We start from the raw sequence: 25,685 nt of genomic DNA on the forward strand, positions 1-25,685 counted from the left end.
CCGCACGTGGGCGCCGAACGGACGCGATCTGAGCTTGACGGCTCGGAGCGGCCGTCGATGGCGCTCGCGCGCCGGCTTGCGATCCTCACCGCGGTGCTCGCCCTGCTGCTGGTGCTCGGCGCCACGGAGATCGCGCTCTCGTGGTCGGCGCGCTCGCGGCTCGAGGATTTCCGGGATGACGCCGTGTCGCTCTCGACCACGCTCGCGGCCCTGTTGAGCGACGTGGCACCCGACGGCGATCCCCAGCTCCTCTCGCAGGGGCTGGAGGAGTGGTCCCTCCGCCGGCTCGGTCCGACCCGGCGCGCCTGGGTGTATGTGAGCCGCGCGGGCACGCTCTCCGCGGTAGCGGCCAGCGACACCGAGGAGAAGGCGCCCGACGAAGCCGACTACCAGGCGCTCACCCAGGTCACCACGGTGGTCATGCAGCGTGGCGGCCGCGACCCCGGCTGGCAGGTCGCCGCGCCGCTCGGGCGTCCGGAGCATCCGTTCGGCGTACTCGACATTCACGTGTCCACGCGCCGGCTGGAGGAGTGGAGCCGGGTCGAGCGGCAGCGCGCCTATCTCGCGGCCGTGAGTGCGGCGTTGCTCGTGGCGCTCGGCGTGGCGCTGCTCACGCGGAAATGGGTGGGGCGACCACTCGCGGAGCTCGGCAAGGCCATGGCCGGCGCGCATGGCGGCGCGGAGGGATCGCCGCCCGCGCCGGAGATCGGTCCCCACGAATTTCGGCTGCTGGCCCGGCGCTACAATCGCCTGCGCGACGCGCTGGCCGAGCGGGAGCGCGAGAGCCAGGCGCGCGCGGCGCTGCTCGCGCTGCAGGAGCGGGCGCGCGGGCTCGACCGGCTCGCGCTCGTACAGGAGACCGCCACCGCCTTTGCGCACGAGATCGGCACTCCGCTCAACACGGTGAGCGGGCATTTGCAACTGCTGAGGGACGATCTTCGGCACGCCGGGCAACCGGACGCGCTCGACCGCGTGCGGCTCCTGCTGGGCCAAATGGACCGGGTCGCCGGGATCGTGCGCGCCGGGCTCGACCGCGGCCGCTGGCCGGAGCCGTACGTGCGTACCGCCGATCTCACCGAAATCGCCGAGCGCATCCTGCGCTTCCTCGAGCCGGCGTTCAACGACGCGGGAGTGATCGCGCGGCTCGAGCCGACCCGGGCCGCCCGGCCTGTCGCGGTGTGCGACCCCGCGCAGGTCGAGCAGATCCTGCTGAACCTGCTCAAGAACGCGATCGAGGCGCTGCCACCCGGCGGCCTCGTGACGGTCTCGACCGGCGCGGCCGACGGCGGTGTGTACGTGGACGTCGCCGATGACGGCCCCGGCCTGGCGCCCGAGGCGCAGGCAAATCTCTTCAAGCCGTTCGCCACTACCAAAGGCGCGGCCGGCACCGGGCTCGGCCTCGCGGTGAGCCGCCGGCTCGCACGCGGACTCGGCGGCGAGCTGAGCCATCTGCCGGCGAGCCGCGGCACCCGCTGGCGCCTGAGCTTGCCGGGCGCGGAGCCGGCGTGACGATGGCCGGCATTCCGGGTGAGCCGCGCGCCGCCGCGGCCAGCGTCCGCATCCTGCTGGTGGATGATGACGAAGCCGCGTGTCGTCTGCTCGCCGAGGTGCTCGAGCGCGAGGGATACCGCGTCACCTCCGCGCTGTCGGTGGATGAGGCGCAGGCCAAGCTCGATCGCGAAGGGCCGTACGATGCGGTGCTGACCGACCTCCGCATGCCCGAGCGGAACGGCCTCGATCTCGTGCGGGTGCTGCGCGAACGCGAGCCGGACGCGCTGGTGCTCGTCCTCACCGCCTTCGGCGACGCGGCCGCGGCGGGTGAGGCGATTCGGGCCGGCGCCTTCGACTTCATCAGCAAGCCATACGACATCGGCGCCCTGCGCGAAACGCTCGCGCGCGCGCTCGGCCGGCGGCGGCTCGCAAGCGCGCGGCGGGAGAGCCGCGGCGGGGCGGCTGTCGGCCGCCGCGACGGCGACCGCGACGCCGAGTCGCGCGCCGCGCCGGCGCTCGTCGGCCACAGCCCGGGCATCATCGAGGTCATGAAGATGGTGGCCCGCGCCGCCCCGACCCAGGCCACCGTGCTGCTCCTGGGCGAAACGGGCACCGGCAAGGAGCTGGTCGCCCGCACCATCCACCAGTATTCGGAGCGGCGCGCGCGCCGGTTCGTGGCGGTGAACTGCTCGGCGCTGGCCGAGGGACTGCTCGAGAGCGAATTGTTCGGCCACGTGCGCGGAGCATTTACCGGCGCCGCCGGCTCGCGGCCCGGCCTCTTTCGGGAGGCCGATCACGGCACGCTCTTTCTCGACGAGATCGGAGATGTTTCCCCTGCCCTTCAGGCGCGGCTGCTGCGCGTGCTGCAGGAGCACGAGATCGTGCCGGTGGGGTCCGAAGCGCCGGTGCCGGTGGACGTGCGGGTGATCGCGGCAACCCACCGCGATCTGGGCGCGCTGGTGCGCCAGGGCCGCTTCCGCGAGGACCTCTACTACCGGCTCAAGGTCGTGAGCCTGGAGTTGCCTCCGCTGCGCGCCCGCCGGCAGGACGTGCCGCTCCTCATGGATCACTTCCTCCGCGAGCTCACCGAGCGCCACGGGCGCGGCCCGGTCGCGGTGGACCCGGAGGCGCAGCGCCGACTCCTCGGCTACGACTGGCCGGGGAATATTCGCGAGCTGCAAAACGTGCTCGAGCGCGCGATGGTGCTCGCCGAGCAGGACGTGATCGGGCCGGAGCATCTGCCGGGCGAGGTGCGCGTGTCGGGCGGGGGCGCCGCTCCCAACCCGGCGGATGCACCCCCAGCCGAGGCGGCCCCGGCCACCGCAACGATTCCCACCGCCGAGGCGCGGCCGCGGCTCCCATCGCTGGAGGAGGTGGAACGCCAGCACGTCCTGCATGTCCTCGAGGCGACGGGCGGGAGTCGCGAAGAGGCCTCGCGGATTCTGGGCATCTCGCGGCGGACGCTCACCCGCATGGTGCAGCGCTGGGGTCTGCCGCCACGGCGCCCGCACGGCTGATCACGGCGAGCGCCGCGCGTCAGCTCAGAGGAGCAGCCACTCCGCGAGGCCAAGCAGAAAGAGAAATCCGCAGACGTCGGTGAACGTCGTGACGAAGATCGACGACGCTACTGCGGGGTCCACCCCGAACCGCTCCAGCAGGATCGGGATGAACGCGCCGGCAAAGCCTGCGACCAGCAGGTTGCCGGCCATCGCGAGGAACACCACCACGCCAAGGATGGCGCCTTCGTGCAGCAACACCGCGACGACGCCGACCACGAGCCCGTTGGCGAGCCCGTTGATCAACCCGACCAGGATTTCCTTCCCCACGACCCGAACGAAGGCATTCGGCGCGATGAGCCCGAGCGCGAGGCGCCGCACGGTGACGGCGAGGGCCTGCGTGCCGGCATTGCCGCCCATGCCCGCGATGATCGGCATCCAGACGGCGAGCGACACGGTGCGTCGCACCGTGTCCTGAAAAACATAGACCACGCCGCCAGCGAGAAAGGCGGTGAGCAGGTTGACGTAAAGCCACGGCAGCCGGCTCCGCACCGCGGCATTCCAGCCCGCTTCCAGCTCCTCGTGGGCCGGCACGCCGCCGAATCGCAGGATGTCCTCCGTGGACTCGGCTTCGACCACGTCGATCACGTCGTCGAACGTGATGCGGCCGAGCAGCCGGCCCAGATGATCGACCACCGGCACGCTCTCGAGGTTGTAGCGCGCCATGATCCGAGCGACTTCCTCCTGGTCGAGCTCGGGGTCCACATAGATATCGGCCGGGGCCATGAAGTCACGGACCGGACGATTCGGCGGACTCAGGACCAGGTCCTTGAGCGGCACGGCGCCGACCAGCCGCTGCCCGCGATCGACCACGAACACCTGGTAGAAATCCTCGACGTCCTCGGCCTGGCGCCGGATGGCATCGAGCGCCTGGGTTGCGGTGTCGACATCGCGCACGGTGACGACGTGCGTCGTCATCCGCCCGCCGGCCGTCTCCTCGTCGTAGCGGAGCAGCCGATCTACTTCGGCGCGATGCTCGACCTCGGCGAGGATCCGCTCCTGCGTGTCGCGCGGCAGTTCGCCGAGCAGGTCGGCCGCATCGTCGTCCTCCAGCTCCTCGACGATTTCGGCGGCGCGCTCGGGGCCGAGCGCGGCCAGTGTCTCGCCGGCGTGGGCTCCTTCCGGCATCTCGACCAGCGCGTCCCCCGACAGCTCGGGCGGCAGCGCCTCGAGCACCTTGAGCCGCTCGGCGTCATCGAGCGCGGCGAGGACGTCGGCCAGATCGGCGGCTTCGAGGTCGGCGGCGCGCCGGACGAACGCGTCGACGTTGCCGGCGCGCGCGAGGTCTACCAGGGATTGGAGATGGTCGGTCGGGGCGGTCACGGCACGGCCCGGGCGAGCGGCACCACCGGGGCCGGGCCGGGCCGGATGAGGATGCGCTCGATGCGCATCGGCGACGCCTGCACCACGTCGAACTCGAGGCCGAGGAGGACGAAGCGCTCGCCGGGGGTGGGGATGCGCCCGGCGAGCTCCGCCAGACGGCCACCGATGGTGGTGGCCTGGCCCGGCGGCAGCACGACCTCGAATCGTTCTTCGATGGCCGACGCCGGCGTGGTGCCATCGGCCTCGAACACCTCGGCCGCGGCACTCGCGGGCGCCTGCGCCTCCTCGTCGTGCTCGTCGAAGATCTCCCCGACCAGCTCCTCGAGCAGATCCTCCAGCGTCGCGATGCCGAGGGTGCCGCCATACTCGTCGAGCACGACGGCGAGGTGGCGGCGCTCGCGCTGCATGTCGAGCAGCAGGTCGCCGCAGCTCCGGCTGGCGGGCGACACCGCGACGGGGCGCACGGGAAGCGGATCGCCGGGGCGAAGCTTGAAGAGATCGAAGGCGTGCAGCATGCCCACGATCTCGTCGAGCGTGCCGCGGTAAACCGGGATCCGGCTGTACCCGCTGTGCGCAAACACGAGCCGGATGTCGCCCAGCGCGGCATCCTCCGCGATGGCCACGATGTCGGTCCGCGGCGTCATCACCTCGCGCACTGCGCGCTGGGTGAAGGCCATGACGCCGCCGGCCATGACCAGCTCGTCGTCACCCCCGAGACCGACCGCCGCACCTTCGCGCCAGATCGAGCGCAGATCGTGCGGGCGCGCGGCGGCGCGGGCCGGCAGCACGGCGCGCAGCACCGAGCTCCAGTGCCGGAGCACGGGCACCAAGCGGCCGGTGACGCCGCCCGGAAGCGACTGGGTGAGCCACCGCGGCACGAAGTAGCCGCTGAAAAGGACGAAGGGGACGGCCACGAGCACCAACAGGAGGAGCGAGCGCACCGCGCCAGAGCCCGCGAACATCGCCGGGATCGCCGCCCCGATGAGCAGCACGCCGAGCGAGGTCGTGGCCGACGCCGCGGTGAGATAGGTCTCGATCTCGCCGAGCGAGGCCATCTGCGGCGTGGCGCCGCGCAGCCGGCGCGTGAGCATGCGCGTGAGCTCGCTCCGGCTCAGCGCGATGAGCGCGCCGCCCGCCATGGCGCCGAAGACGGCGAGCACGAGGCCCGCGAGCACGGCGATCCAGGTCATGCGCCGTTCCCGCCCGTGGCGGCCGGCAGCGGCGCGCGCCGCACCGTGATGCGCTTCACCCGGCGGCGGACCACCTGCTCCACCATCAGTTGAAAGCCGTCGCGCTCGAGCATTTCGCCGCTCCGCGGCACCCGCCCGAACTCGGCGAGCACGAGCCCGCCGACGGTGCTCACGTCCTCCCGCTCGAACCGGTGGCCGAGCACCGCCTCGAGCTCGGTGAGCGCGACGCCGCCCTGGACGCGGAACTGCTCCTCGCCCAGCTCCTGGATCGGCGCCACCTCGTCGGTATCGTACTCGTCGCGAATCTCGCCGACGATCTGCTCCAGGATGTCTTCCAGCGTGACGATGCCCGCGGTGCCGCCGAATTCATCGACCACGACCGCGATGTGGCTCGGCCCGCGCTGGAAATCCCGCAATTGATGGTCGAGCGTCTTGGCCTCGGGCACGAACGTGGCCGGCCGGATGAGAGCGTGCCACGACGTGGTCGCGTCCTCCAGGCTCGCGAGCATGTCCTTGGCATGGATCACTCCGGTGATGGCGTCCGGATGTCTCTCGTACACGAGGAGCCGCGCGTGCTCGCTGCTCTGGAGCGTCCGCACCACTTCGTCACGACAGGCGGACGCGTCGACCGCGATAATGTCGATGCGGGGCGTCATCACCTCGGACACCGTGGTGTCGGCGAGCGAAAAGACGCCGAGCAGCATGTCGCGCTGGGCATGGCCCAGGTCGCGCTGCGCCACGCCGCGCCCGGGCCTGCGCATGCGGTGGTCAGCCCACGCGATCGCGCGCAGCAGCGGCCGGAAGGGACCCAGCGTCCGCGGCGCGGCGCGACGCACCGGCGCCGCGAGGTCCGGTGCCACGGCGGCGACGATGCGAGGCAGCAGGTCGCCCAGGATCCAGACGAGGAGCACTGCGAGGATGAGCCGCGCGAAGCCCGGCAGCGGCGACCACACCCACCACGCACTCGTGGCGCCGGCTGCGGCGCCCGCGAGCACGAGGAGCGCGAGGTGCGCGACGTGGAGCTGGCGCGAGAGCGCGACCGGCCCCACGTCGGTCTCGAGCTGTCCGCTGAGCGACCGCGGCAGGTCGGCATCCGCCTCGGCGGCGAGCGCGAGCCACGCGGCCCAGAGCGTGAGCGCCGTCAGGATGAGCGGCCCGAAGAAGAGCCGGAGCATCGCGATCATGCGAGCGCCTCCACGTAGCGCTCCTGCCGCCGCCACATCGCCGAGCGCGTGCGCCCGGCGCCTTCGGGATGATCGCGCCCCAGCACGTGAAGCGTGCCGTGGACGACGAGGCGCACCAACTCCTGGCGAAGGGGGACGGTGTGCGCCCGGGCCTCGCGCGCCGCAACCGCCGCGCAGATGTAGATGTCCGCCACCGCGGGGCCGCGCGGCGGCCGCAGGGTGAACGCGAGCACATCGGTGGGCCGGTCGGCACCCTTGTAGCGCGCGTTGAGCCGCCGCATGCGCTCGGGGCCGAGAAAGGTGACCGACACCGTCGCGAGCGGCGCGCTCCGGCGCCGGCCTTCGCCCGCGAGTACGGCCCGCACCACCCGGCGCACGGTGCCCGCCGGGAGCGGCAGCCGCCGCCCGTGCACCGTCACCTCAGGTGCGCTCGGCCGGCGCGAACTCGGGCTCGATCCCGCCGCTCGCACGCGGATAGCCGATCCGGTTGTGGTACATCCCCGCCATCGTGCGGCAGAACTCGTCCTTGATGCGGTCGAGATCGCGCAGCGTGATCGGCGCCTCCTCGAGCTGGCGCGAGTGAAGCTTCTGCTCGACCAGGTGCTCGATCGCGGTGCGGACCATCGCGGGCGTCGGATCGTCCAGCACCCGCACGGCCGCCTCGGACGAATCGGCCAGCATGGCGACGGCGGTTTCGACCGACTGCGGCCGAGGTCCCGGATAGCGGAAGTCGCGCACATCGACTGCCGCACCGGCCGAGCGCCGCCGGGCCCGGTGCAGGAAGTAGTTGATCTCGGTCGTGCCATGATGCTCCGGTATGAACGCGCGGACCACCTTGGGCAATCCGGCCGCTTCGGCGAGCTGCGAGCCGTAGGCGACATGGTCCCGGATGATGCTGGCCGATTCCTCGGGGCTCAGCGCGTCGTGCGGGTTGTTGCCCGGGGTCTGGTTCTCGACGAAGTACTGCGGGTTCCTGAGCTTCCCGATGTCGTGATAGTAGCAGCCGACCCGCGCCAGGAGCCCGTTGGCGCCGATCACGTTGCAGGCCGCCTCGCACAGGTTGGCCATCGCGATGCTGTGCGCCCAGGTGCCGGGGGCCTCGAGCGCCAGCCGCTGGAGCAGCGGGCGGCCCAGGTCGGACAACTCGAGCAGCGTGAGGTCGGTCGTGATCCGCGTCGCCGACTCTGCGAGCGGTACCATGAGCAGCGCGAAGGACGCGCTCGAGAGCGCCACGATCGAGCCGGTAATGGCGGTGGTGGCGATGGCTCCGGTGTTCCAGCTCCCGATGAGACCGGCCGTGAGCGCCGCCAGCGTATAGGCGCCCGCCACGACGCCGATCGTCACGTAGAGGTGGCGCCGCCGCCGCACCACGCGCATGCCGAGCGCCGCCGCCACGCCACCGACCATGCCGAAGAACACGGTGTTGCTCTCTCGCAGGGCCCACTGGCCGCCGAGCAGGATGGCGAGCGTGAACGCCGCCACCACGGCCGTACGGCCGTTGTACAGCATCGTGATGAGAATGGCCGCGAAGGGGATCGGGAGCAGCTCGGGGCGCCAGGGAAAGACGTGCGTCAGCGTGCCCGAGAGGAGTACCACGAGCCCGAAGAGCACGCCGAAGAAGACCATTTCGCGCAACTGGGCGTAGGTCTCCGGCAGATAGAGCAGGATGAGAAGCCAGAACACGGCCAGCACGGTCGCATTGTACAGCAGGCCGCCCAGTACCGTGCGAGCCACCACCGCGTCCTCGCCGCGGCGGTGCAGCTCGTCGCGCAGGCCGAGCAACTTGTCGCGCGCCTCTTCGGTCACCGGCCGCCCCGCGAGCACGATCCGCTCGCCCGCGGGCACCGAGTACTTGACGGTGTCGACGGAAAGGCGCAGCTCCTCCCGGCGCAGATTGGTGAGCGCCGGATCGGGCACGATGGTGGGACGGTAGAAGGCGGTCGCGAGCTGCCGGACGGTGCGCCGGCCCACCTCGTCGGAGACGCCGGGATGCGGCTGCTCCGCTCGCGCCAGGAGATCGGGGAAGGTCAGGATAGAGTCGCGCGGCACGACCCGCTCGGCCTCGCCGCGACGCAGCGCGAGGAAGCGGCTCGGCTCGGCGCGCATCACGCCGGCATCCGCCACGCCCTCGGACAACGTTCCCCGGAAGAACGAGGCAAGCGCCGCCTGCGCCGCGCGGCGGCGCCCACGGTCGAGGAGAGCGGTCACTTCCTGCGGCCCGAGCCGGGTGCCCGCGTTCTCCACGACTTTGCGCACGTCGTTCTCGCCGTCCTGCGCGGCAAGGTCGAGGTTGGCAAAAAAGGTGTCGACCATCGCGGTGACGGAGTCGTAGGCTTCGCCGTCAAAGCGATAGACCGGGCGCGCGGCGAGCGCGCGCGCCTGCCCCTCGAGCGCGCGCTCGCCGTCGGACTTGGGTACGATGAAGTAGAACGGCGCGGTAATCGTCTGATCGGCCACGTCGCCCACGCGGAGCGCCGGCGCCGCGAGGTGAGCCGGGAGCGGGAACACGAAGTACGTGAGGACGGCGACGCCCACGAGCGGCAGCCAGCGCAGGACGTGGTACGTCGCCGCGCCGCGCCAGCCCCCCTCGGACACATGCCACCCCGCGAACACGCCCCGGCGATCCCGCATCAGCCGCCCTGGTCCTCCGCGTAGGCCCGGATGATTTCGCGGACCAGCCGGTGGCGCACCACGTCCGCCTCGTGCAGGTAGCAGAAGGCAAGCCCGTCGATGCCCGGCAGGATCCGCTCGATCTGAATCAGCCCCGATTCCTCCCGTTTCGGAAGGTCGATCTGAGTCTTGTCCCCCGTGACCACCGTCCGGCTGTTCACGCCGAGGCGGGTGAGGAACATCTTCATCTGCGCGCCGGTGGCGTTCTGCGCCTCGTCGAGGATGATGAACGCATCGGCGAGCGTGCGCCCGCGCATGTAGGCGAGCGGCGCGATCTCGATGGTCCGGCTCTCCAGCGCCCGCTGCACCCGCTCGTGCGGCATCATGTCCTCCAGCGCGTCGTAGAGCGGGCGGAGGTACGGATCGACCTTGGCCTGGAGATCGCCCGGGAGAAAGCCGAGCGACTCGCCCGCCTCGACCGCGGGCCGCGCCAGGATGATTCGCTTTACCCGCTTCCGCGCCAGCGCCTCCACTGCCTTGGCCACGGCGAGATAGGTCTTGCCGGTGCCGGCCGGCCCGATGCCGACCACGATATCGTTGGCGTTGATCGCCTGGAGGTACTCGAGCTGGCCCTGGGTCTTGGGGACGATGGCGCGCCGGAGCCCGGGGAGCAAGATCTTGCCCTCGCCCGCCGGCGGCACCTCGGCCTGGGCGCCGTCGGCCGCGAGACGGTAGACGTCCTCGGCCGTGACCGATTCACCCATGCGCGCGAGATCGGCAAGACCCTGCGCCACCGCGGTGGCGCGCTCCACCTGTTCGGGCGCGCCACTGATCGAGAGCGCATCGCCGCGGAACGCGACCCGCACGTTGAGCGTCCGCTGCAGCTCGAGCAGGTTGGCATCGTTGACGCCGGCGAGCAGGAGCGGATCCGCGCCTTCAGTGGACACCCGCTGGATAACGTCGTCGCTCATCGGTCCCCTTTTCAGTCTCCGATCACGCCGAGATGCAGCGCCCGCAGGTCGTCCGGATCGACCGGCGTGGGGGCGCCCTCGAAGAGAGCGCGCGCGGCCGTGGTCTTGGGAAACGCAATCACGTCGCGCAACGAGCCGGCGCCGGCGAGCAGCATCGTGATCCGGTCGAAGCCCAGGGCAAACCCACCGTGGGGTGGCGCGCCGGCGGCGAGTCCGTCGAGCAGGAAGCCGAAGCGCCGCCGGATCTCCTCGTCCGAGAGGCCGAGCAGCTCGAAGATGAGCCGCTGCACGGCGGGATCGGTGATGCGGATGGAGCCGCTGCCCAGCTCGTTGCCGTTGTACACCGCGTCGTAGTGCAGCGCCCGGCAGCTCGCCGGATCGCTGATGAGACGCGCGCGGTCCTCCGGATGGGGGGCGGTGAACGGATGGTGGGCCGGCACGGAGCGACCGGTCGCGGGGTCGCGCTCGAAGAGCGGGAAATCGACGATCCAGCAGAAGGCGTGCGACGTCGTGCGCGCCGTGCCGGGGCGCCGGCCCAGGGCCGTGCGCACGGCGTGCAGCGCGGGCGAGGTGCCATGGTCGGGGCCGACGGCGGCGACAAGGAGATCGCCCGCGCCGGCCTCGTCGAGCAACGCCAGCGCGTCCGCGCCGATCGCCTTCACCCCCTGCCCTTCCCAGCCGTCCGCGGTGCGCCGCGCCCAGATGAGCCCCCCAGCCCCGGCCTCGCGCGCCAGCGCGGTGAGCGCGTCCAGCTCCTTGCGGGTCAGGTCCGCGGCGCCCGGCGCGAGGATGCCGCGCAGCCGCTCGCCCCGCGCGCGCGCGTCGAGCACGAACGGCGCCGCGTCGGCGCCGACGAGAGGTGTGAGGTCGTTGATCTCGAGCCCATAGCGCAGATCCGGCTTGTCGACCCCGTACCGCTCCATTGCCTCGCGCCATGCGAGCCGCGGGAAGGGCGCGCCCACCGTGATGCCTGCCTCGGCCCAGAGCGCCACCAGCACGCGCTCCACGATCCTCTGGACATCCTCGGCCGTCACGAACGACGCCTCGAGGTCGATCTGGGTGAACTCCGGCTGCCGGTCCGCTCTCAGATCCTCGTCGCGAAAGCAGCGGGCAATCTGGAAGTAGCGGTCGTACCCGGCCACCATGAGGAGCTGCTTGTAGATCTGCGGCGATTGGGGGAGCGCGTAGAACTCGCCCACGTGGAGCCGGCTCGGCACGAGGTAGTCGCGGGCGCCTTCCGGCGTGGGCTTGGTGAGGATCGGAGTCTCGATCTCTAGGAAATCGAGGTCCGAGAGCGTACGGCGGGCCCGCTGCAGGAGCCGATGTCGGAGGATCATGTTCGCCTGCAGCTCGGGCCGGCGCAGGTCGAGGATGCGCTGCTTCAAGCGCAGCTCTTCGGCCGGCAGCTCTTCGTTTTCCTTCCGGGCGACGGGAATGGCCGGCGTGTCAGCGGGGCCCACCACCTCGAGGTCGGTCACGTGTACTTCGACCTCGCGCGAGACCAGGCGCGGGTCCCGCGACGGCTCGGGGCGGAGCGCCACGACGCCGGTGGCGAGAACGACGGTTTCCGCGCCCAGCCCGGCCGCGCGCTCCATCACCTCCGGCGGCGTCCACGCGGGATTGCAGGAGAGCTGGACGAGGCCGTCACGGTCGCGCAGATCGATGAAGACGATGCCGCCCAGGTCCCGCCGCCGATGCACCCATCCACCCAGCCGGACGGTCTGGCCCACATCCGCGCGGGTGAGCGAGCCGCAGCGGTGGGTCCGCATGCCCGTGGCCGTCATCCTGTGACCATCATAGATGAGCTGTTATCGCTCCTCCGCGGCGAGCAGGGCCTCGTGGAACTCGACCGGCGTGCGCGCCCGCAGCAATCGTTCGCGCACCGCGTCCTGCCGCACCAGCCGGGCGATCCGGCTCAACACCTTGACGTGCTGCCCCGCCGATGCTTCCGGCCCGACGATCAGGAAGAAGAGCCGCACCGGCTCGCCGTCCACCGCGCCGTACGCAATCGGGACGCGGCTGATGCCGCACACGAGCCCCAGCGCCGGCATGCTGGCCGACTTGCCGTGCGGAATGGCGACGCCGAAGCCGATGCCGGTGCTCAGCACGTCTTCACGCTCGAGCACGGCCCGCACGACGTCTTCATACGTCCCGCCCGAGCACGCGACCAGATGCTTCGCGAGCTCAGCGATCGCCGCGTTCTTCGCCTCGGCCGCGAGCGGGACAAGCACGCGCTCCGGGGTGACCAGGTCGCTCAGGAGCACGGGGCCGCCGGTTCGGGCATGGTCAAACGTAACCGCCGCCAATCCACGCGACAAGCCATTCGCTTTCATGCATTTAGGTCTGCTTCGCTTGTCCAGATTCTCAAGCGCGGCATCGGGCGTCGTGCGGTTGGCCGCGGGGTTATTTTGTCTCCACGATGGCCAGGTTCAACGCTCGCACCGGCCCTGCAGCCGGACAAGGCACGAGTTTGCTCGACCTCACTCCGAGGGCGGCACTCGCACGCCTCGAAGCATGGGCGGCGGAGCAGGGCCTTCCCGCGTATCGCGCGCGTCAGGTCCACCGGCGGCTCTGGGTGCAGCCGGTCGCGCGCTGGGCCGACGCGAGCGACCTGCCGCTGGCACTTCGCGACGCGCTCGAGCGCGAGCTCCCTCTCCCGCGGCTCGCGCTCGATGCGACACAGCTCTCGGCGGACGGCACCCGGAAGTTTCTCTGGCGCTTGGGCGACGGCGAGGCGGTCGAGACGGTGCTCATCCCCTCCGGCGGGCGCCGGACGCTCTGCATCTCTTCGCAGGCGGGCTGTGCGCTCGGTTGCGTCTTCTGCGCGACGGGCCGGATGGGCTTCCGCCGCAACCTGACCCCGTTCGAGATCGCGGGGCAGGCGCGCGAGATCGCGCTCGCCGATCCGGAAGACCGGCCGACCAACGTGGTGTTCATGGGCATGGGTGAGCCGCTGCTCAACTGGCCGGCGGTGAGCGATGCGCTCACGATCCTCAACGACTCCGAGGGGCTCGGCATCGGCGCTCGCCACATCACCGTGTCGACGGTTGGCATCGTGCCCGGCATGGAGGCACTCGCGCGCCGGCCGGAGCAGTTCCGCCTCGCCATCTCGCTCCACGCGCCGACGCCCGAGCGCCGCCGCGCACTCATGCCGATCGAGAAGAAGTACGACCTGGAGGCAGTGTTGAAGGCGGCTGCGGCATTCCGGAAGCGGATCACGTTCGAGTACGTGCTCATCGCCGGGCGGAACGACACCGATCGGGATGCGGACGCGCTCGCCGCCCTGGCACGCCGCCTCGGTGCACTGGTGAACCTTCTTCCGCTGCATCCGGGCGGTGCACCGGACCTGGCGCCCGCCACCACCGAGCGGATGCGCCGCTTCGCGGATCGGCTGCGCAACCAGGGCATCGAGGCCACCGTGCGGCGGAGCCGCGGGCTCGACATCGACGCCGCCTGCGGCCAGCTCCGCGTTGCCACCGAGCGCCGCCGAAGTCGCGCGGGCGATCTGGCCGCCGCTACCCCGTCGCCCCGAACCCAGCCGCCACACAGTTGATCGAGAGCAGGAGTTGCTGGAGCGCGTCGGCGCGCTCTTCCTCGCTCTCGGCCGCGCGGTAACGCCGCAGCAACTCGATCTGTAGCCGACTCGCCTGATTGATGGCGGGAAGCCGGCGCGCCAGCTTCCGCAGGAAGCGGGGGAACCGCTCGGCGAGCGCCTTCCCTTCAGTCACCCGCAACACAGCCTCCACGGTGCGGTGGTACTCCTCTTCCACCATCGCGAACACGGTATCGCGAACCGCGGCGTCCGGCTGCAGGCCCGCGAACTCGCGGGCGATGTCGAGGTCCACCTGCGTCAGCGTCTTCTCCACCTCGTCCGCAGTCAGTCGGAAAAGCCGCGAATCGCGGAACATCCGCCGGAGCAACGCCTCGCCCCGCGCGCCGCGCACCTCCAGAAACGTCTGGAGCCCGCTCCCCATACCGAACCACCCGGGGATGAGATGGCGATTCTGGGACCACGCGAAGACCCACGGGATGGCCCTGAGATCGGCCAGTGACTGTGCGCCGAATCGACGCGCCGGCCGCGAGCCGAGGTTGAGCAGCGAGATCTCCTCCAGCGGGCTCGCGACCTGGTAGTACTGCAAGAGCATCGGGTGCTCGACGAAGCGCCGGTACGCGGCCATCGAGGCTCCGGCGATCGCCTCCATCGCCTCGTCAAACTCGCCCACGGGGACGAGCGCCTGCTCGCGCGCCGACACGAGCGAGTGCTCCAGCACGGCCGAAGAAAGCAGCTCGAGCTGGTAGGCCGCCGTGCCGCGGTTGGCGTACTTGAACGAGACGACCTCGCCCTGCTCGGTGATGCGGAGCCGCCCATCGATCGAGCCGGCGGGTTGCGCCGCGATGGCGCGGCCGGTGGGCGCGCCGCCCCGGCTCACCGACCCGCCGCGGCCATGGAAGAACGCGATGGGGACGCCCAGCTCCTCCCCCAGCCGGGTCAGCTTGAGCTGCGCCTTGTACAGCTCCCAGTTGGCAGCGAAGAACCCCCCGTCCTTGTTCGAGTCGGAGTAGCCGATCATCACCTCCTGGACGCCGTCCTGCTCGCGCAAGCTCCGGCGGACGACCGGGATGTTGATCAGCTCGCGCATCATCGCGGGCGCGCGGCGGAGATCGTCGATGGTCTCGAACAGCGGCACGATCGGCAGCGTGCACCGCTCGATGCTCGCCGTGTCCGGAAAAAGGCCGCCTTCCTTGGCCAGCAGGTACGCGCCAAGGATGTCGCTTACGGAATGGGTCATGCTCAGCACAAACGCGCCGAACGCCTCGCGGTCGAGCTTGTCGCGCAGTTCGGAGACGAGCCGGAACAGACCGATCGTCTCCGCCGCTTCGGGCGGAAGCGCGGAAAGGCGCAGCTCCTCGTACCGCGGGCGGGCCAGCTCGGCCTGCACCCACCGTCCCCATTCGGGCGAGTGGGGATCCGGCGCGACATCGGCGCTCTCGCCGGTGCGGAGCCGCCAGAGCGCCGCGAGCGCCTTGTTGAGCTTGGTGGTGTTCTCCCGCACGTCGAGCCGCACCGTGCTGAAGCGGAAGACCTCGATCTCCCGGCGCACCGGCCGGACGATGGAGGCCGCGAGCGCCGTGTCCGTCGCCCCGGCCAGCCCGCGCTCGAGCGCCCGGAGATCCGCCGCCAGCTCGTCAGCCGTCGCGTAGCCGCCCGCGGCGGGCGAAAGATCGTACCGTTCGGCCGCCTCGAGCGTCACGTCGAGCCGGCGGATGACGCACGAGAGAAACTGCCGGAACACCTCGCCCGGATTGCGCGCCGCGATGCCCACGCCATCGCCGCTCGCCTCGAGCATCCGGTCGAGCGCCTGGCGGAAGTCATCGGGCACCGTAACCGCGCGCTCGCTGATGCTGAGCACCCGGATGAGGTCCGCCAGGCGCTGGCGGTAGCGCCTGAGCGCGGCAAGCCGATACTCGCCCAGCGACCCGCGGGTGACGTCGTTGGTGACGAACGGGTTGCCGTCGCGGTCGCCGCCCACCCAACTGCCGAACTGGAGGAACGGCGGCACGTCGAGCGCCGCGTCCGGATAAGCCTGCGCCAGCGCGCGCTCCAGCTTGGCGATGAGCGCCGGGACCGCCTCGAACAGCGTTTCGTTGAAGAAGTGGAGTGCCCAGTAGACCTCCTGCTCCACGGTCGGCTTCTCCAGGCGCAGCTCGCCCGTCATCCAGAGCAGCTCGATTTCGTTCCGGATCGACCGAACGAGCTGCGTACGCTCGCGCGGCGTCCAGCGCGGCGATTCCAGCTCGACCAGCAGCCGGTAGATTCGCCGGTGCTTCTCCAGCACGGTGACCCGCTTGGCCTCGGTCGGATGCGCGGTGAGCACCGGGCGCACCCGCAGCTTGCCGAGCAGCGCCTTCCACTCTGCCGGGGTAACCGACGCGGTCGCCGCCTCAGTCACGACCTGCGGCAGCGCGCCGCGCAGCTCTTCGATGCCGCGCTCGGCCTCCACCTGCCGCCGCCGGCGCATGGCGGCGTTCTGCTCCGCGATGCTCAGGAGCTGAAGCCAGATCCCGAGAACCTGCAGCGCGCGCGCCTGCAGCTCGGGCGGACACCGATCCAGCTCGCCGGCGAGCACGGGCTCGAGCTCGGGTTCGCGGCTCCGGACGACATCGAGCAGCTGGCCCAGGAGCAGGTCCGCCACCTCGGTAGCGTACGCCGCCGCATTCTCCGCGGCGGGGTATGCGGACGGCGGAAGCTCGGTGACGAGATACGGCGATTCGGACGAAATGCGGGACGTCACACGACGCGATCGCGAAGCGGCGCTCCGGAGAAGAAGAGCCTGAGGTTTTCGAATGCGCGCATGCCCATGGCCACCCGGGTCTCCTCGGTGGCGCTGCCCAGGTGCGGCAGCAGGACGACGTTTTCCATCGTGAGAAGCGCCGGGGTCACCTGCGGCTCGCGCTCGAAGACGTCGAGGCCGGCGCCGGCGATGATGCCCGCGCGAAGCGCGTCCACCAGCGCCGCCTCGTCCACCACATCGCCGCGGGCGGTGTTGATGAGGTAGGCGCCCCGCTGCATGCGCGCGAAGCGCGCCGCGTTCATGAGATGGCGGGTCTCGGGTGTGGCCGGGCAGTGGAGCGAGACGAAGTCGGCCTCGGCCAGCACGTCCTCCACGGTGGCGCGCCGTTGGGCGCCAAGCGCGGCGGCCTCCGCATCCGATGGCGGATAGGGATCGGTGAAGAGCACCCGCATCCCGAAGCCGTGGTGCGCACGGCGCGCCACCGCGCGCGCGATCCGACCCATGCCGATCAGTCCCAGGGTCTTGCCCGTCACCATGCGACCCTGGAGATGGGTGGGCCGCCAGCCGGTCCAGCGCCCGCTGCGCACTTCGCGCTCGCCCTCGCCCGCACGCCGCGCGGTCATGAGCAGCAGCGTCATGGCCAGGTCGGCCGTCGCGTCGGTGAGCACGTCGGGCGTGTTCGAGACCGCGATGCCGCGCGCTTTGGCCGCCTGCACGTCGATGTTGTTGAACCCGACGCCATAGTTCGCGATGAGCCTGGTGCGGAGCGGATCGGCCGCGAGTACCTCGGCAGTGAGCTTGTCGGTAACCGTCGGCAGCAAGGCGTCCGCGCCTCTCAGCGCGTCCGCCAGGTCGGCCGAGCTCAAGGGTCGGTCCTCCGGGTTCAGGCGCGCGTCGAACTCGCGGGTGAGCGCCTCCTCGACGGCGCCAGGGAGATGTCGGGTGACGACGACAACCGGCCGGCCGGTCACGTGCCCACCGCCACCCGCTTGGCCTTGGCCGAGAGCACCCGCGCCGCGGTTGCACCCAGATCGCCGGGGCTCTGCGCCACCGTGATGCCCGCCTCCTTCATGATCTCGACCTTCTCAGCCGCGCTCTCGCCGAACGCGCGGATGATGGCGCCGGCGTGGCCCATGCGCCGTCCCTTTGGCGCGGAGAGCCCAGCCACGTAGCCGATGACCGGTTTGCTCATCCCTTCGCGGTAATACTTCGCAGCCTCCGCCTCCTGCGGGCCGCCGATTTCGCCGATCATCATCACGGCTTCGGTCTCGGGGTCTTGCTCGAAGAGCTTGAGCATGTCGACGAACGAGCTGCCGTTGATCGGATCGCCGCCGATCCCGACGCTGGTGGAGACTCCGATGCCGAGCGCCTTCATCTGCGAGGCGGCCTCGTACCCGAGGGTGCCCGAGCGGGTCACGAGCCCGACCCCGCCGCGCTGATAGATGTGTCCCGGCATGATGCCGAGCATCGCCTTGCCGGGGCTGATGATGCCGGCGCAGTTGGGCCCCACCAGCACGGGGCGCCGCTCGCGGGCATACCGGTAGAGGTACCGCTTCACCATCATCATGTCCTGCGCCGGAATGCCGTCGGTGATGGCACAGATGAGCCGCACGCCGGCGTCGGCCGCCTCCATGATCGCGTCGGCACAGAACGCCGCGGGCACGAAGATGAGCGTCGCCTTGGCGCCCGTCCCCTGCACCGCATCCTTCACGGTATTGAACACCGGCCGGTCGAGGTGCCGGGTGCCGCCTTTGCCGGGAGTGACACCGCCCACGAGGTTCGTGCCGTAGGCAAGCATTTCCTTCCCATGGAAGGTGCCCTTGTCGCCCGTGAAGCCCTGAATGATGGCGGGCGTCTTTTCGTCGATGAGAATGCTCATGGCTTTCCGTTCCCGGCCTTGGCGCCCGAGGTCTTGAGGACGGCCACGGCGTTCTCGGCCGCCTCGGTGAGGGTATCTGCGGTGGTGAGCGTGAGGCCGCTCTGCTCCAGGATGCGGCGGCCTTCCTCCACGTTGGTGCCCGCCAGCCGGACCACGATAGGCACCGGCGGCTTGAGCTCGCGCACGGCGTTCACCACGCCCTGGGCCACCCAATCGCACCGGTTGATGCCGGCGAAGATGTTCACCAGGATCGCCTTCACCTTGGGGTCGGCGAGCACCAGCCGGAACGCGTTGCACACCTTCTCCGGCGAGGCGCCGCCGCCCACGTCGAGGAAGTTGGCGGGCTGGCTGCCCGCGTGCTGGATGAGATCCATCGTCGCCATGGCGAGCCCCGCGCCGTTCACGATGCAGCCGATCTCCCCGTCGAGCGCGACGTAGTTGATCCCGTACTCGGCCGCCTGCGACTCGCGCGGGTCTTCCTCCGCGTAGTCACGGAGCTCGCTCACATTGGGCCGGCGGAAAAGCGCGTTGTCGTCGAAGGTCATCTTCGCGTCCAGCGCCAGGAGCTGCCCATCCTTGGTGAGCACGAGCGGATTCACCTCGACCATCGTCGCGTCGAGGTCGCGGAAGGCGCGATAACAGCCGAGCAGCGTGGTGACACCGCGGGTCACCTGCGCCGGGTCCAGCCCGAGCGCAAACGCGATCTCGCGCGCCTGGAACGCCGTCATGCCGACCGCGGGCTCGACCACGGAGCGCACGATGGCGTTCGGCGTGGTTCCGGCAATCTCCTCGATCTCCATGCCCCCCTGCGGCGCTGCGACGATCATCACCCGCTCGCTCTTCCGGTCCAGCACGAAGCCGATGTACAGCTCGCGCTCGATCGGCACCGCGGCCTCGACGTAGAGCCGGTGCACGACGCGGCCCTCCGGCCCCGTCTGGTGGGTGACGAGGCGCCGCCCGAGCAGCCCCTTGGCCGCCTGGCGCACCTCGTCCTCGCTGGTGCAGACCTTGATGCCGCCCGCCTTGCCGCGCGCGCCCGAGTGGATCTGCGCCTTCACCGCCCAGCGGGATCCGCCCACCTCGGAGGCGCGATACACCGCCTGCTCGGGGCTGTAGGCAACGCCGCCACGCGGAATGGGGACGCCGAAGCTCGCCAGCAGTTCCTTGGCCTGATACTCGTGGATATCCACCAGTTCCTCTCCTTGCGAAGCCGGCGCCTAGCGGCCGGCGGCTACCGGTTTGTCCGCGATCGCCTCGGCCATGCGCACCACGTTTTCCGCCATGCGGGCCGAGGCGGCATCGATCATCTTGCCGTCGAGCTGCGCGGCGCCCTTCCGTTCCCGCGCCGCCGCGTCGAGCGCGTCGAGAATCCGCCGCGCGCGATCCACTTCCGCCGCAGGCGGCGAGAAGACGTCGTTGGCGAGTCCGATCTGCGAGGGGTGGATAGCCCACTTGCCCTCGAAGCCGAGCGCGGCGCCGCGCCTGGCCGCCGCGAGGAATGCATCGGGATCCCTGAAGTCGCCGAAGGGACCATCGATCGGGCGGAGCCCATACGCGCGGCACGCGACCAGCATGCGGGAGAGCCCGTACTGCCACTGGTCGCCGGGATAATCCGGGTTGAGCCCCCCGATGTTCACGGTGCGGGCGCGGCAGCTCGCGGCGTAATCCGCAACGCCGAAGTGCATCGCCTCGAGCCGGCCGCGTCCGGCCGCGATCGCCTCGACATGAGCCATGCCGAGCGTCGTCTCGATCAGCACCTCGATGCCGATCCGGTGCGGGATGCCCCTGGCCGCCTCGATCTGGGTGAGCAGCGCGTCCACCAGATATACGTCCGCGGGCACGCCGACCTTGGGAATGAGCACGAGGTCGAGCCGGTGCCCCGCCTGCTCGATCACATCCACCACGTCGCGGTACATGTAGTGCGTGTCGAGCCCGTTGATGCGCACGCTCACCGTCTTGCCGTGGCCACGCCAATCGAGCTCGAGCAGGGCCGCGATGACGTTCCGGCGCGCCTGCTCCTTGTCGGCGGGAGCGACCGCGTCTTCCAGGTCCAGAAAGACGACGTCGGCCTCGCTGGCGAGCGCCTTCGGGAACATGCCTGGGTTGGACCCGGGGACCGCCAACGTACTTCGCTGGAGGCGCGGGGTGGCCGGCTCGTAACGGGTATGGCTCATCGAGCCACCGCCGTCGCGGGCCGCGAGGGGGCCGCGCCGGCCGACGCATCGGGCGAGCGCGGCGCCTGCTCCTTCTTGAGCGCCGGCGCGGTGCTGCGCCAGTACTCTTCCGCCGCCGCGACGCCGCTGCCCGGCGTCAGCTTGATGCCCACGTCGCGCATCGCCATTTCAGCACCGGCGAGGGCACCCAGGAGCATGAGCTCGTTGAGGTCGCCCAGATGCCCGATGCGGAAGAGCTTGCCGCCCATGCGCGCGAGGCCGGCGCCGAGCGCCAGGTCGTAGCGGCGGTACGCGACATCGATGACCTCGGCGCCGTTCACGCCTTGTGGCACCATCACGGCGCTCACCGTGTCGGAGTACCATCGGGGTTCCTTGGCGCAGAGCGAGAGGCCCCATGCCTTGACCGCGGCACGGGTCCCTTCGGCCAGCCGGTGATGGCGCGCAAAGACGCTTTCCAGCCCTTCCTCGAACAGAATGGCGAGCGACTCGCGCAGGCCGTAGAGGAGCGGCAGCGATGGCGTGTACGGGAAATAGCCGGTCGCGTTGGCCTTGATCATGTCGGTGAAATCGAAGAAGACCCGATTGAGCTTGGCGGTCTCGGTGCGGGTCATCGCCTTCGGGCTGGCGCAGAGGATGCCGAGGCCGGCCGGCAGCATGAGGCCTTTCTGCGAACCGGTGATGGCGAGGTCGACGCCCCACTCGTCCATCCTGAAGTCGATGCTGCCGATCGAGCTCACGCCGTCGATGTAGAGCAACGCCGGGTGCTTGGCGCGGTCCATCGCCTTTCGGACCGCCGCGACGTCGCTCGTCACGCCGGTGGCGGTTTCGTTGTGGACCACCATCACGCCCTTGAACTCGTGCGCCTTGTCGCGGGTGAGCGCCTCCTCGATCTTCTCGACCGGCGCGCCTTCGCCCCACTCGACGTCGATCACCTCGACGTTGAGGCCGAGCCGCTGGGCCATGTCGATCCAGAGATAGCTGAACTGCCCGTAGCGGGCCGCGAGCACCCGGTCGCCGGGCGACAGGGTGTTGCAGAGCGCGGCTTCCCAGGCGCCGGTCCCGCTCGCGGGGAAGATGAACGCGCGGGCGGAGTCCGTCTTGAAGACCTTCTTTACGTCGCGGAGCACCGGCGTCGCAAGCGCGGGAAAGTCCGGTGAGCGATGATCCTCCATCGCCCGGTGCATCGCGCGGAGAATGCGGTCGGGGGTATTGGTGGGACCCGGCACGAAGAGGAAGTTACGACCCGGCATCTCTCGACCTCGACTCAAGGGGATGAAAAAGAATGACCGTGCGGGAGCGGTTGCTCTCGCCCGTCATGTGCCCGATTAAGCTTGCAACGCCATGTATATTGTGCAAGCACTGCCGTTTGCACCAGCCTCCACTCCACCACTCGGCAGGACTCGTGACGCCGATCGATCTCGACCGCGCTCGCCGCCGCGCCCTCCTCGAGGATCTGTACGCCGCCGCCGTCGCTGCCGCGGCGCCCGGCCCGGCGGTGCGCCGCGCCGTCGATCGCCTGCTCGGCCAGCACCTGCCCGGCGAACGCCACGGCGCGCCTGAGCCCGGCAGGAGCATCTGGCTGCTCGCGCTCGGCAAGGCGGCGCTGCCGATGGCGGACGCGGCGGTCGCCGCGCTCCGAGCCCACGGGCTCGAACCTGCCGGCGGCCTCGCTGTGCCGCCGGCACCGGGCGCTACTCCGCACGCGTCCATGGCGGTGACACCCGGCGACCACCCGGAGCCCGGCGCGAATTCGCTCGCCGCCGCCGATGCGCTGGCGCTCGTCGCCCGGCAGGTAGCGCCGGAAGACGAAGCATGGGTGCTGCTCTCCGGTGGCGCCACCAGCCTGCTCGGCGCTCCGGTGGAGGGCATCGCACCCGGCGAGCTCTCCGCCCTCTACGGCCTCCTGCTCGGGTCGGGCCTCGATATCGCCGCGATGAATCGCATCCGCAAGCGATTCTCCCGCTGGGGCGGCGGCCGGCTCGCCGCGGCCCTCGCGCCGGCGCGGGTACGCGTGCTCGTGGTCTCCGATGTAATCGGCGATGATCTCGCGTCGATTGCCTCGGGCCCCTGCGTCCCCGACCCGACGACGGCCGCCGAGGTCCGCGCCGCGCTCGAATCCGCGCGCCTCTGGCACCGGATGCCGGCCTCGCTTCGATTCGGCGTGGAGGCCACCGAGCGGGGGCAGGCGGGCGAGACCCCCAAGCCGGATCACCCCGCCTTCGCCGCGGTCGAGACGCAGCTCATCGTGAGCAATCGCCTCGCGCTCGAGGCCGCATCGGCGCGCGCCGTCCAGCTGGGCCTGACACCGTCCATCATGCGGCCCGCGCTCGCAGGCGAGGCCGCGGACGCCGGGCGCGTGATTGCCGCCACACTCCAGGCGTACGGCCTAAGCTACCGCGCGGGTCCCCCGACGCAACCGAACGCGTTCAAACCGGCCTGTCTCATCTGGGGGGGTGAAACGACGGTGACGCTCGGCGCTGGTGCCGGACTCGGCGGCCGCTCCCAGGAACTGGCGCTCGCCGCGGCAGAGGTGCTCCACGACGGCGCGGGCGCGCAGGGACCGATGATCCTCGCGGCCGGCACCGATGGCCGGGACGGCCCCACCGACGCTGCGGGCGCGGTGGTAGACGGAGATACCTGGGAGGCGATCCGCGAGACCGGCCGAGACCCGGCGCGCGACCTCGCGCGCCACGACGCCTATCCCGCGCTCGATGCGGCGGGCGCGTTGCTTCGGCCCGGCCTCACCGGCACGAACGTGATGGACGTGGTGTTCGGATTGGCGTAGCTAGGGGTGCAGTGGGCCCCGCGGCTGGTAGTCCTCGCCCACAATCACGCTCACGTCCACCCGGCGAAGCGTATCCGTCCGGAGCAGCACCTTCCCTGCACCGAGCGCACCGGCCACCCGCGCGCCGGCTTTGACCGAGCCCCGCCGCACCAGCACGAGCGAGCTGTCCACCCGTCCCGCCGAATCGGTGGTGCCGAAGAAGACCACGTCGAGCCCGTGCCGGCGCAGCGCCCGGGTGGCCGCGCGGGCGAGACCCGGGCGGTTCGTGCCGTTCAACACCTCGACCAGAACGCGATCATCGGCGGGAGGAACCGGAAAGGCATGGCTGGCAGCCTGCTCGGTGCGGGGACGCAACGCGGCGAGCGCCGCGGCGGTGGCGACGAGCGCGCCGGCGGCAATCAGCGCGACGGCGAGGTGGCGACGAGCGAGTTCCAAAACCGGATGGTGGGTTCGAGGAGTTGCCAGCCCGAGGCGACCTGGTGCGCGAGCCGCCGGCGCGCCACCTCGCGGAGCACGGCGGCCGGCGCCGTGGGAAACCGATTCGCGAGCTCCGCCCTCGCCTCGCGGTCGAACGCGCGCCCTGGCTCGAGAAAGTCGGCGCAGTAGAGCGCCCGCCCGACCATGTCCCACTCCGCGAGCCCAATCGAGTGATACCGGACCGCGTCGAGCACACCGCGGTCCAGCTCTCCATCCGCCTTGGCGTGCGCGGCGCTCGCCGGACCGTGCTTGAGCTCGGCGGGGCCCGGCGTGCCCGGCGCCCAGCGGTCGAGCTCCGCCGGCGGCGCGTCCCGCAGCGCATCGTGCAACCACACGGCCCGAAGCCACCGGTGGCGCTCCGAGTCGGGGACCCCCATCGCCTCCGTCCAGCCGGCCACCAGCTCGGCCACGCGCCCAATATGCCCCAGGCGCTCAGGTGTGCAAACGGCCCACGAAGGTAGCGTGGGCCGCAGGCCGGGCTGGGGGGCGGGAGCCAAGGTCACCGAGCGGACGGGCCGTCAGCTCTCCGCTCGGAGCGGCGGGCGCACGATGCGATTGCGCTCGTCAACGAACACGACGCGCGGCATGTGCCGCGCAGCCTCCGCCTCGCTGAAGCTGCCGTAGGCAATGAGGATCACGAGGTCGCCGGGCAGCCCGAGCCGCGCGGCCGCGCCGTTCAGCTGAACGGCCCCCGATCCTCGCGGGCCCGGGATCACGTACGTCGAGAAGCGGGTGCCGTTGTTCACGTTGACCACCTGAATCTCCTCGTAGGTCGCGAGATCGGCGGCCTCGAGCAACTCCTCGTCCACCGTGAGCGATCCCTCGTAGTGCAGATCGGACGCGGTGATCGCGGCGCGGTGGATCTTGGATTTCATCAGACGGCGCAACATCATCGATAGCCCTCGTGCAGAATCACATTGTCGATGAGCCGGGTGGCGCCGATCCGCACGGCCGCCGCCACGATCGTGCCCGGCTCGGCCACCTCCACCGGCCGCATCGCCTCCGGCTCCGCGACGGCAATATAGTCGACCCTGATCTCGGGTGAAGCAGCCAGCACCCCCTGCACGGTCGCCGTGAGCGCGGACGCCGAGCGCTCGCCGTGGCTCCAGGCATCGCGCGCGGCGAAGAGGGCCCGCGGCAACGCGACCGCCTCGCGCCGCGTCTCGGCGCTCAGGAACACGTTGCGGCTGCTCATCGCGAGCCCGTCGACCTCGCGCACCGTGGGCACCACCGCGATCGCGAGGTGCCAATCCAGATCCCGGACCATCCGTCGCACCAGCGTCACCTGCTGGATGTCCTTCTGGCCGAAGCACGCCACGTCGGGCTGCGCCAGGTGGAAGAGCTTGGCGACCACCGTGAGCACGCCGATGAAGTGGCCCGGCCGCACCGTGCCCTCCCAGCGCAACGCGGCCTCGCCCGGCACGACATGGACCTCGAACCCCGGCGGATAGAGCGCATCCGCGCTCGGCGCAAAGAGCACATCCACCCCGCGGGCCCGGGCCATCGCCTCGTCCCGTTCCAGCTTGCGGGGGTACCGCGCAAGGTCCTCGCCGGGCGCGAACTGAAGCGGGTTCACGAAGAGGCTCAGCACCACGACGTCGGCGCGACGCCGCGCCTCGTCCACCAGCGCGAGGTGGCCCTCGTGCAGCGCACCCATCGTCGGCACCAGCGCGATGCGGCGTCCCGCGGCGCGCTCCGCCTCCACCCGGGCCCGAAGAGCGGATGGCGCGCTCAGCGTGTCCACGCGGAGCC

At 71.0% G+C, this 25,685-nt stretch carries 22 protein-coding genes; 4 read left to right on the plus strand and 18 right to left on the minus strand.

Going from position 1 to position 25,685, the window contains the following annotated elements:
- Positions 1-57: 57 nt before the first annotated feature.
- Positions 58-1,509: an ATP-binding protein gene (locus tag VFW66_04535; protein HEX5385947.1), complete on the plus strand. Its 1,452-nt coding sequence runs from the start codon at positions 58-60 to the stop codon at positions 1,507-1,509.
- A gap of 2 nt (positions 1,510-1,511) precedes the next feature.
- Positions 1,512-3,008 (plus strand): sigma-54 dependent transcriptional regulator, encoded by a 1,497-nt coding sequence (locus VFW66_04540; protein HEX5385948.1) that lies wholly within the window; start codon positions 1,512-1,514, stop codon positions 3,006-3,008.
- A 24-nt stretch (positions 3,009-3,032) separates the two neighbouring features.
- Here VFW66_04540 and mgtE read toward each other — a convergent pair whose 3' ends face one another.
- Genes mgtE through VFW66_04580 form a run of 8 tightly spaced genes read right to left on the minus strand, consistent with a single transcriptional unit; the run spans position 3,033 to position 12,589 of the window.
- Entirely contained in the window at positions 3,033-4,370 is a 1,338-nt protein-coding gene (gene mgtE / locus VFW66_04545; GenBank protein ID HEX5385949.1) for a magnesium transporter, read from the minus strand.
- A complete protein-coding gene (locus VFW66_04550; GenBank protein ID HEX5385950.1) occupies positions 4,367-5,560 on the minus strand; it encodes a hemolysin family protein in 1,194 nt (397 codons plus the stop codon). Before VFW66_04550 ends, mgtE begins: the two co-directional genes overlap by 4 nt.
- On the minus strand, positions 5,557-6,744 hold the full coding sequence (locus tag VFW66_04555) for a hemolysin family protein (GenBank protein HEX5385951.1): 1,188 nt from the start codon (positions 6,742-6,744) through the stop codon (positions 5,557-5,559). Before VFW66_04555 ends, VFW66_04550 begins: the two co-directional genes overlap by 4 nt.
- Positions 6,741-7,163, minus strand: a complete 423-nt coding sequence (gene ybeY, locus VFW66_04560; protein HEX5385952.1) for an rRNA maturation RNase YbeY — start codon at positions 7,161-7,163, stop codon at positions 6,741-6,743. Before ybeY ends, VFW66_04555 begins: the two co-directional genes overlap by 4 nt.
- Before the next feature lies 1 nt (position 7,164).
- Positions 7,165-9,375, minus strand: a complete 2,211-nt coding sequence (locus tag VFW66_04565) for an HDIG domain-containing protein (GenBank protein ID HEX5385953.1) — start codon at positions 9,373-9,375, stop codon at positions 7,165-7,167.
- Positions 9,375-10,325, minus strand: coding sequence for a PhoH family protein (locus tag VFW66_04570; protein ID HEX5385954.1), 951 nt, complete (start codon positions 10,323-10,325; stop codon positions 9,375-9,377). Before VFW66_04570 ends, VFW66_04565 begins: the two co-directional genes overlap by 1 nt.
- An 11-nt stretch (positions 10,326-10,336) precedes the next feature.
- Positions 10,337-12,109 (minus strand): aspartate--tRNA ligase, encoded by a 1,773-nt coding sequence (gene aspS / locus VFW66_04575; GenBank protein ID HEX5385955.1) that lies wholly within the window; start codon positions 12,107-12,109, stop codon positions 10,337-10,339.
- Between the two features lie 24 nt (positions 12,110-12,133).
- Positions 12,134-12,589, minus strand: a complete 456-nt coding sequence (locus tag VFW66_04580) for a PTS sugar transporter subunit IIA (GenBank protein HEX5385956.1) — start codon at positions 12,587-12,589, stop codon at positions 12,134-12,136.
- Between the two features lie 155 nt (positions 12,590-12,744).
- Between VFW66_04580 and rlmN the strand changes: the two genes are divergently transcribed.
- Positions 12,745-13,878, plus strand: coding sequence for a 23S rRNA (adenine(2503)-C(2))-methyltransferase RlmN (rlmN, locus tag VFW66_04585; GenBank protein ID HEX5385957.1), 1,134 nt, complete (start codon positions 12,745-12,747; stop codon positions 13,876-13,878).
- Here rlmN and VFW66_04590 read toward each other — a convergent pair.
- Genes VFW66_04590 through VFW66_04615 form a run of 6 tightly spaced genes read right to left on the minus strand, consistent with a single transcriptional unit; the run spans position 13,841 to position 21,921 of the window.
- A complete protein-coding gene (locus VFW66_04590; protein ID HEX5385958.1) occupies positions 13,841-16,618 on the minus strand; it encodes a phosphoenolpyruvate carboxylase in 2,778 nt (925 codons plus the stop codon). The genes rlmN and VFW66_04590 overlap by 38 nt on opposite strands.
- Positions 16,615-17,589, minus strand: coding sequence for a D-glycerate dehydrogenase (locus VFW66_04595; GenBank protein HEX5385959.1), 975 nt, complete (start codon positions 17,587-17,589; stop codon positions 16,615-16,617). Before VFW66_04595 ends, VFW66_04590 begins: the two co-directional genes overlap by 4 nt.
- Positions 17,586-18,497 (minus strand): succinate--CoA ligase subunit alpha, encoded by a 912-nt coding sequence (gene sucD, locus VFW66_04600; protein HEX5385960.1) that lies wholly within the window; start codon positions 18,495-18,497, stop codon positions 17,586-17,588. Before sucD ends, VFW66_04595 begins: the two co-directional genes overlap by 4 nt.
- A complete protein-coding gene (locus VFW66_04605) occupies positions 18,494-19,687 on the minus strand; it encodes a malate--CoA ligase subunit beta (protein ID HEX5385961.1) in 1,194 nt (397 codons plus the stop codon). The genes sucD and VFW66_04605 overlap by 4 nt, the downstream gene beginning before the upstream one ends.
- A 27-nt stretch (positions 19,688-19,714) precedes the next feature.
- Entirely contained in the window at positions 19,715-20,671 is a 957-nt protein-coding gene (locus VFW66_04610) for a CoA ester lyase (GenBank protein ID HEX5385962.1), read from the minus strand.
- On the minus strand, positions 20,668-21,921 hold the full coding sequence (locus tag VFW66_04615) for an alanine--glyoxylate aminotransferase family protein (protein HEX5385963.1): 1,254 nt from the start codon (positions 21,919-21,921) through the stop codon (positions 20,668-20,670). Before VFW66_04615 ends, VFW66_04610 begins: the two co-directional genes overlap by 4 nt.
- Before the next feature lie 152 nt (positions 21,922-22,073).
- On the opposite strand from VFW66_04615, the gene VFW66_04620 reads away from it, so the two are divergent.
- On the plus strand, positions 22,074-23,456 hold the full coding sequence (locus VFW66_04620; protein HEX5385964.1) for a DUF4147 domain-containing protein: 1,383 nt from the start codon (positions 22,074-22,076) through the stop codon (positions 23,454-23,456).
- Here VFW66_04620 and VFW66_04625 read toward each other — a convergent pair whose 3' ends face one another.
- Genes VFW66_04625 through panC form a run of 4 tightly spaced genes read right to left on the minus strand, consistent with a single transcriptional unit; the run spans position 23,457 to position 25,677 of the window.
- On the minus strand, positions 23,457-23,891 hold the full coding sequence (locus VFW66_04625; GenBank protein ID HEX5385965.1) for a LytR C-terminal domain-containing protein: 435 nt from the start codon (positions 23,889-23,891) through the stop codon (positions 23,457-23,459).
- Entirely contained in the window at positions 23,855-24,436 is a 582-nt protein-coding gene (locus VFW66_04630) for an HD domain-containing protein (GenBank protein HEX5385966.1), read from the minus strand. The genes VFW66_04625 and VFW66_04630 overlap by 37 nt, the downstream gene beginning before the upstream one ends.
- Before the next feature lie 15 nt (positions 24,437-24,451).
- Entirely contained in the window at positions 24,452-24,826 is a 375-nt protein-coding gene (gene panD, locus VFW66_04635; protein ID HEX5385967.1) for an aspartate 1-decarboxylase, read from the minus strand.
- Positions 24,823-25,677, minus strand: coding sequence for a pantoate--beta-alanine ligase (panC, locus tag VFW66_04640; protein ID HEX5385968.1), 855 nt, complete (start codon positions 25,675-25,677; stop codon positions 24,823-24,825). The genes panD and panC overlap by 4 nt, the downstream gene beginning before the upstream one ends.
- Positions 25,678-25,685: the final 8 nt, after the last annotated feature.

The organism is Gemmatimonadales bacterium, assembly GCA_036279355.1.
Taxonomy (GTDB): domain Bacteria; phylum Gemmatimonadota; class Gemmatimonadetes; order Gemmatimonadales; family GWC2-71-9; genus DASQPE01.

Coding starts and splice junctions, on each gene's coding strand:
- VFW66_04535 (HEX5385947.1), top strand. CDS start 58: ATGGCGCTCGCGCGCCGGCTTGCGATCCTCACCGCGGTGCTCGCCCTG.
- VFW66_04540 (HEX5385948.1), top strand. CDS start 1,512: ATGGCCGGCATTCCGGGTGAGCCGCGCGCCGCCGCGGCCAGCGTCCGC.
- VFW66_04550 (HEX5385950.1), bottom strand. CDS start 5,560: ATGACCTGGATCGCCGTGCTCGCGGGCCTCGTGCTCGCCGTCTTCGGC.
- VFW66_04555 (HEX5385951.1), bottom strand. CDS start 6,744: ATGATCGCGATGCTCCGGCTCTTCTTCGGGCCGCTCATCCTGACGGCG.
- VFW66_04565 (HEX5385953.1), bottom strand. CDS start 9,375: ATGCGGGATCGCCGGGGCGTGTTCGCGGGGTGGCATGTGTCCGAGGGG.
- VFW66_04570 (HEX5385954.1), bottom strand. CDS start 10,325: ATGAGCGACGACGTTATCCAGCGGGTGTCCACTGAAGGCGCGGATCCG.
- aspS (HEX5385955.1), bottom strand. CDS start 12,109: ATGACGGCCACGGGCATGCGGACCCACCGCTGCGGCTCGCTCACCCGC.
- rlmN (HEX5385957.1), top strand. CDS start 12,745: ATGGCCAGGTTCAACGCTCGCACCGGCCCTGCAGCCGGACAAGGCACG.
- sucD (HEX5385960.1), bottom strand. CDS start 18,497: ATGAGCATTCTCATCGACGAAAAGACGCCCGCCATCATTCAGGGCTTC.
- VFW66_04610 (HEX5385962.1), bottom strand. CDS start 20,671: ATGAGCCATACCCGTTACGAGCCGGCCACCCCGCGCCTCCAGCGAAGT.
- VFW66_04615 (HEX5385963.1), bottom strand. CDS start 21,921: ATGCCGGGTCGTAACTTCCTCTTCGTGCCGGGTCCCACCAATACCCCC.
- panD (HEX5385967.1), bottom strand. CDS start 24,826: ATGATGTTGCGCCGTCTGATGAAATCCAAGATCCACCGCGCCGCGATC.